Source organism: Pseudoalteromonas sp. SG44-8 (assembly GCF_014164125.1).
Taxonomy (GTDB): Bacteria; Pseudomonadota; Gammaproteobacteria; order Enterobacterales; family Alteromonadaceae; genus Pseudoalteromonas; species Pseudoalteromonas rhizosphaerae.
On record NZ_JACJEQ010000016.1, the window covers coordinates 71,474 to 78,047 of the forward strand.

The following is a 6,574-nucleotide window of genomic DNA, read 5'->3' on the forward strand; positions in this document are numbered from 1 at the left end:
CTAGCTACTACCAAAAAAGTGCCACTGACAACCACGTATAGTTATCACCAAAGACATCTTCGCCGTAAGTTAAAGTTGTTTCAATATTATATTCATGCCACTTTCGGTTATTACTGATTTGTAATTCAATGGCTTTTTCGTAATCTGCCGTAGTTTGACCAAACTCATTTAAATAGTTACTTTTATTTTCAATGCTGGTTACTTTTGCACGCCACATAGAACTAAAATTTTCATTATAAACAAGCTCAACGGAATGAACTTGAGTCGGTGGCGCATCAGCATATACATTTAAAGGCCCTTCGGCATGCTCGTTTAAATACCGCTGATCAGCTGCAAAGTGACCGGTACTAAATCCGTCTTTGGTATTGCCATACGTTGGGTAAACTTGATTTACGTACCATAAACTATGCATATTGGTATATTCATATCTCAACGACAATTCTTTTGTTAATTGCGGTAAGAATAAGCCTACATTTGCAACCGTGTTGCCAAATTGGTAATTTTTATGATTTTTAGTATCTTCGCCACCGTATTCAAAATAAAACTCGGTGGGCATACCCCAATCAAAATTAATACTACTGGTAATCGTGACATATTGATCACCCAGCTCATTATCACGCCCTCCTTCAACCATACCTGCATTATCATTGCCGGCAGGATCAAAAAAGGCGTCAACTACATCGCGAAAGCCAACATCGCGAGGCCCACCACCAAATTGCATCATACGATTAATGCCAATTTTCCACCCATCTACAGGCTCTAAACTAATATGTGTGCCAGCTAAGCGAGGCGTGCCATCATGCAATTCATTTTGATATAATATGCCTTTTTCAACATGTTCAAGCTCGGAGTAATAAAGCTCAAAATCAAAGTTCCACCAGTTATGGGCTGGTGCCACCATCCCTAATGAAATAGATGGCGAGGTACGCGCATTAGTAGAGATAATCTGAGCTGACTGCTTAAACGGCGAAAACCAATGCTCTTTATAACCAATATTTAACTGCAGGTCATCACCGGCAAAGCTGACAAAACTGTTATAATTAACGAATTTATTTTGCTTCGCGCGATAATCGACTCCCACTTGCATCAAGGTATAGTCATTAGGACGCCAAATACCCTCAAAGAACACTTGCCCCCATTCATCAGAGCTCACACCACGTTGATTGGCAAGTTTGGTTGCATTGCTGCCATCAGCACGCACCTTAACACCTACTCGAGTAATATTATCGCTGCCTTGATAAGGCTTAATTTTAGCACGTATTTCCGCGACTAAACTTGGCTGTGCATTTTGCAATTTAGTAAGTGCCGCTTCAACTTCCTTTAGGCGATAAGGCTTTGTCATCGGTGTGCCTGACGTCAATGCAAATAACGTATCGAGTTGATGATCAAGCTGTGCATCGATGCCAATTGGTAAGTAAGCAGTTGGTGTTGCAAGTGAAGGCAATGCGCAACTCATAAAACTGGTTAATACCACGGCTTTTATCAATTTGAATTTCATAACGACTATATTTTTCATTAAGGGACGCAAATATTACCAAATTAGCCGTAACTAAACACCCAAAACTCTCTATTCTAACGCTTTTTAACAATTTCGCATTTTGCTTAAAGTGTATCCGCGTTATCATTAGTGTTTATAATTCGAGGCTGAAAAATGGCACGCTTTTTTTATTCACTGATTCTTTATTTGCTAAGTCCTCTCATAACCTTTTATTTATATATACTTAGAGGTAAAAAGAACGCAGGTTATCGCGCGCACTTTGCGGAACGATTTGGCTTCATTACAGTAAAAAACACCTCACAAGAAAGCACAGTATTAAAAGATGATCTAATTGTGATCCATTGCGCTTCAGTTGGTGAAGTACTTGCTGCAACACCTTTGCTTAAAGAGCTACAATACCAGCAGCCAAGTAACTCATTTATGATAACCTGTAACACCCCTACAGGCCGTGAACAAATACATAATAATTTTAAAGACTCGGTACAGTGCGCCTATTTACCTATTGATTACCCTTGTGCTACAGCGCGCTTTTTAAAGCGTGTTAAACCCACGTTAATGTGTATTTTAGAAACCGAACTTTGGCCTAATCTTATGGCGCAGTGCAAACAACAGAATATTCCTGTACTGGTACTCAATGCGCGGCTTTCAGCAAAATCACAACAGGGTTATCAAAAAGTAGCGCCATTAACTAAGGTTATAATGCAATCAATTACCGCTTTAGCTAGTCATAATCATGAAGACGCTAAACGCTTTATTGAGCTTGGCCTCAATGAGCAAAAAGTGCATATTACTGGCTCAATTAAATTTGATATAAAGCCAACTAGCGAGCAGTTAGACAAAGTCGATACCCTAAAAAGCCAATACAATAATCAGCGTTTTATCTGGGTTGCCGGTTCCACGCACCCTAGTGAGCATGAGCTAGTATTAGCTGCTCATCAGCAGCTGCTAAAACAGATTCCAGATGCACTGCTAGTTATTGCGCCGCGCCACCCAGAACAATTTGATAAGGTCGCAACATTACTTGAAGATTCACCATTGAGCTTTAGCCGTCGCAGTAAAAATAACTATCAAAGCGAACAAGTACTCCTTGCTGATACTTTAGGTGAATTGCAATGTTTATATGGTATGGCCAACATCAATTATATTGGCGGCAGTTTAATTGCACGTGGCGGGCATAACCCTCTCGAGTCAGCGGCATTTTCTGTCGGTGTTTTAACAGGCCCGCATACCTATAATTTCAACCATGTTTACCCTGAACTGATTGCATCAGGTGGGTGTATACAAGTAAGCGATACAAAGATGTTAGCGGAGCAACTATACGAGCTTCATCAGCAACCAGCGTTTTGCCAGCAGCTAGGTCTACAGGCAGCACAATGTGTTGCTAACAACCAAGGCGCCATCGCGAAAACGATCACCATCATTAATAAATTTTTAGAGCCACACAATGACTGAACAAAAAAAACTAACCTTACCAGAACAACAAACCCGCTTATGGGTAGCTAATGTCATTGTTAAATATAACTTTTGCCCCTTTGCCCGTAAAGAAGTTGAAAATAATTGCATTCATTATCAAACTAGCCAAGCAACCAGCATTGATGATGCTGTGATGGAGATGATCGAACAATGTATTGAACTTGATCAACAACCGACTCGAGAGACTACATTATTGATGTTTGAACAAGGCTTTACTGACTTTGAGGAATTTTTAGATTTAGTGGATTTAGCCAATGCGCTATTAGTTGCCCAAGGCTTTGAAGGTAAATATCAAATAGCCAACTTTCATCCTGACTATGTGTTTGCCGATAGTGATGACAATGATGCAGCAAATTACACTAACCGCGCGCCTTTTCCTACCTTACATCTAATTCGTGAGGCTAGTATGAGTTCAGCACTTGATGATTATAATGAACCTGAATCAATTCCAGATCACAACATCAATTTAGCTCGCCGAAAAGGCATCGACTTTTGGCAACAATTACTTGCTGGATGCAAAAAGCCGAGCGCTTAGTCACTCAGCTTTTAGCAAAAAGGAATGTTACTTTTTAACCCATTCTCCGTTCACTTCAACAAAGTGACCCGATTGGGTTTTCTCAATCGTTTTAGCAGCTGCCAGCGCTTCTACTTGAGAAAGCGACAAGTTGTTCTTTTTAGCGAGCTTTAAATATTGTGCTTTACGTTTTGCATTAATTTCATCAACCACCGCTTTTGCCTCTGCATTTTGCACCACAAGCCCTAAATAGCCCGAGCTATCCTCACCTACTAGCCCTTGATTTTTTGCATCATCTAACGAAATGGCCCAAGCCGAAAACGACAAACACACCGCACTTAATAAAGTGACAATGCTTAGTTTTTTATTTTTTACTATATTCATACTTGCTCCTTAAAATAATTCGCTGTCATCACTAAATAAACTGTCGAGTTCTTTATCAACTTTTACGCGGATTTCATGATCGACCTTAACATTTAAGTTAATTGTTATAGGCTCCTTGGCGGCCACCTCAACACGATGCGTACATGCACTGAGTAATCCCAATGCGGTCAATATTACTAACCATTTAGTCATTATTACTTCCTTTTGTTGAATACTCTTGTTCAACTTTTTGCGTAATTTCATCACTTAAGCGCAGTGCTCGTAATAGTGTGAACACGTTTTCTTCATGATTATAGTTAAAATTAACTTGCTGTGCTTGCTGTTGATTATACCCTTGCAAATTAACGCCTAAGGTCATCCAGCCGTCAGGTTTTAAGTTAACACTACTTTTAATACGCTGAATATCTAAATTTTCAAGCAAGCCAAGTATAGGCCCTAACTCTTGTTGTTGAGCCTTTACCGAATTAAAAGCTGCATTATCAGTGATAAGTAATTTAGCAGCACCTTGATTAACAAGCTGCCCACCTTTAACCTCAATACCCGCTTTTGTGAAATAAACAGGCAAGTGTCCAGCTACATTTCCAGTTAAGCTAATACCCGATTTAGCATCAAGGGTAATGACCTTGCTAGCATCTATATTGTCAAATGTAACTAATGCTTGTTGCGGCTCTTCTGTAAGGCGATATTTATCCAGCAAAAAATGCCCTCCCATAACCTTCCCTGTAAGCTCCGTAACAGCAAGTTCATTTGCCCGCACTTGCCAAAACCCTGTTAGCTGCTTCACCACAGCACCAGCTCGTAATTCATTTAGTTCAAATGTAGAAGGCACAACATTAAGCTGCCCTGAATCATAACGACCTATAAATTGAGTATTAAAATGCTTAGCAAGGTAATCTGTGTATAAACCACTTACACCGACTACCTGTAAAGAGAGATCGGCCTGTTGCAGATTAATATCACCAGCAATACGGCCACTGACTTTACCATCTGTTAAGGTTGCAAGCGGCACAAATTGATGAAGCAGTGGGTTAAGCTTAGTAACTAACTGCTCTGAAATTATCACCTCAAATGGATGAGCTGTGCTTGTTATATTATGCATTGCTACAAGCTCTATCCCTTCTACATATATATGATGAGATGCTTGCAAGGCACGACTTTGTAAACCTGTTGAGCTTATGCGAATGTCGTTAAGTCGTAACTCTTCGGTTTGTAGCTTGGCTAACTTTGTTTCACTGGTTAAATCAAAAAACAATTCCCCTGCTGACAAACTTCCTGCAGCAGTTAGCTGATTCGTCAGCTGAGATAGTTTAATACTCCTCATATTAACAGTATCAATCTGACTCGATAAGCTAGCGGTTAAGTATTGATTACTTTGTAGCTTCGCCTTAAAAGTTGCTTGGTAATTATCAATGCCAATATCATGCACTTTTAATTGCCCCAGCGCTAATTGTGCTGACAATTCGAGAGCAGGCTGTGCAGCCAATATGCTATTTATTGAAAAATGCCCTTGTGCACTAATATGCTGCGCATCAACATCGATAAAATCAGGCAGCGTAGCCACTTTTAACTGATAGTTACCATCAATATCACTGCTAACAACACTCGCGGCTATATCTAATAATGCAATATCATCACTCGAAAACGACAACGCGAATTGTGCCAATAGGGTTTCTAAAGGATTCTTTATATCAACCGCTAACTGTTTAACATTCATTAGCAGTTGTGATCCTGCCTGCAATGTTAGCTGATCTAATGTCAATTGAGTGTCTTGCACAATGATCTTACTAGGTAAAACTAATCGCCAATTTAACGGTATTTGCCGAGTAACAAATTGCTGCTGTGCATCATCATCGATAACACCACCCAAACTTTGTAAACACTCATTTTTGCCATTGAGTGTTGTTGCTAATTGCTGAGCATCTAGGGTTAATGTTTTTGAATTTAAGTTATAGTGACTACTGACTTTGCCACTACTTTTAATTGTCATCGAGCAGGTATTAATGGCGTAAGTGAAATCAGCACCTAGCTGAGTGTCTATATCGAGTGCAATACCATCAAAAACGAACCTATGTTGGCTAGTTAAATTAAGTCCTGCAATCGAGTTTACAGTCGCGGCCTTAACTGTAGAAAGTAGTCGCTCATCAAGCTCAATATTTCCTGCCAGCTTGGTATTTTTAACGTCAACCTCAGCTTTTACATCACCAGTAACAACAAACTCATTTAACATCGGCTCATTTATGCTGATAATAAGTGGCTTTTTTAATTGAGACTGAGTGATCACTAAACGTTTTAGGTGTAACAACGGGCGAGCTTGCGGTAGCGCCAAAGCAAGCTTTTTAGCCACACTAGGCTCAGTCGAAGAATCGTGGTTTACCAGTATTAAATTTGCACGGTTAACCGTGATGTTTTGAGTATTGGCCGTAATATCAGCTAATTCAAGCAACTGCCCTTGATAGCCAATACATGCTCGCTGTACATGGAGATCCAGATTGGTTGTTAACGACCAATCCAAACAATGCAGTTCAACTCCAGCTTGATGCAGTGAAGGAGCAACAAAATGCAAGGTGATCGGCATGCGAAAAATATAGCCAAGTGAAAGTACACTTAGCACTAGAATTAATAACCCCCAACCTACACGCTTAAACATATTATCCTTAAAATACCTTTGACCTTTGACCTTTGACCTTTGACCTTTGACCTTTGAC

The 6,574-nt window shown here is 39.9% G+C and carries 6 protein-coding genes; 2 read left to right on the plus strand and 4 right to left on the minus strand.

Annotated elements, in window-relative coordinates; all coding sequences use genetic code 11:
* Positions 1–7: 7 nt before the first annotated feature.
* Positions 8–1,498, minus strand: a complete 1,491-nt coding sequence (locus H5163_RS13590) for a capsule assembly Wzi family protein (RefSeq protein ID WP_182735368.1) — start codon at positions 1,496–1,498, stop codon at positions 8–10.
* Positions 1,499–1,651: 153 nt separating this feature from the next.
* Here H5163_RS13590 and waaA point away from each other — a divergent pair, with 153 nt between their 5' ends.
* Both waaA and H5163_RS13600 read left to right on the plus strand, forming a co-directional pair.
* Positions 1,652–2,950 carry a lipid IV(A) 3-deoxy-D-manno-octulosonic acid transferase gene (gene waaA / locus H5163_RS13595; RefSeq protein WP_182735369.1) on the plus strand — a complete coding sequence of 433 codons (1,299 nt, stop codon included), beginning with the start codon at positions 1,652–1,654 and terminating at the stop codon, positions 2,948–2,950.
* Positions 2,943–3,506, plus strand: coding sequence for a DUF1415 domain-containing protein (locus tag H5163_RS13600; RefSeq protein ID WP_182735370.1), 564 nt, complete (start codon positions 2,943–2,945; stop codon positions 3,504–3,506). The genes waaA and H5163_RS13600 overlap by 8 nt, the downstream gene beginning before the upstream one ends.
* 27 nt (positions 3,507–3,533) lie before the next feature.
* Here the strand turns inward: H5163_RS13600 and H5163_RS13605 are convergent, their stop codons facing one another.
* Genes H5163_RS13605 through H5163_RS13615 form a run of 3 tightly spaced genes read right to left on the minus strand, consistent with a single transcriptional unit; the run spans position 3,534 to position 6,516 of the window.
* Entirely contained in the window at positions 3,534–3,869 is a 336-nt protein-coding gene (locus H5163_RS13605) for a YdbL family protein (RefSeq protein WP_145235043.1), read from the minus strand.
* Between the two features lie 9 nt (positions 3,870–3,878).
* On the minus strand, positions 3,879–4,061 hold the full coding sequence (locus H5163_RS13610; protein ID WP_145235041.1) for a YnbE family lipoprotein: 183 nt from the start codon (positions 4,059–4,061) through the stop codon (positions 3,879–3,881).
* Positions 4,054–6,516, minus strand: coding sequence for a YdbH domain-containing protein (locus H5163_RS13615; RefSeq protein ID WP_182735371.1), 2,463 nt, complete (start codon positions 6,514–6,516; stop codon positions 4,054–4,056). The genes H5163_RS13610 and H5163_RS13615 overlap by 8 nt, the downstream gene beginning before the upstream one ends.
* Between the last annotated feature and the right edge of the window lie 58 nt (positions 6,517–6,574).

Excerpts from the sequence above, each read along its gene's own strand:
- H5163_RS13610 (WP_145235041.1), bottom strand. The coding sequence starts at position 4,061 with ATGACTAAATGGTTAGTAATATTGACCGCATTGGGATTACTCAGTGCA.
- H5163_RS13600 (WP_182735370.1), top strand. The coding sequence starts at position 2,943 with ATGACTGAACAAAAAAAACTAACCTTACCAGAACAACAAACCCGCTTA.
- H5163_RS13615 (WP_182735371.1), bottom strand. The coding sequence starts at position 6,516 with ATGTTTAAGCGTGTAGGTTGGGGGTTATTAATTCTAGTGCTAAGTGTA.
- H5163_RS13590 (WP_182735368.1), bottom strand. The coding sequence starts at position 1,498 with ATGAAATTCAAATTGATAAAAGCCGTGGTATTAACCAGTTTTATGAGT.
- H5163_RS13605 (WP_145235043.1), bottom strand. The coding sequence starts at position 3,869 with ATGAATATAGTAAAAAATAAAAAACTAAGCATTGTCACTTTATTAAGT.
- waaA (WP_182735369.1), top strand. The coding sequence starts at position 1,652 with ATGGCACGCTTTTTTTATTCACTGATTCTTTATTTGCTAAGTCCTCTC.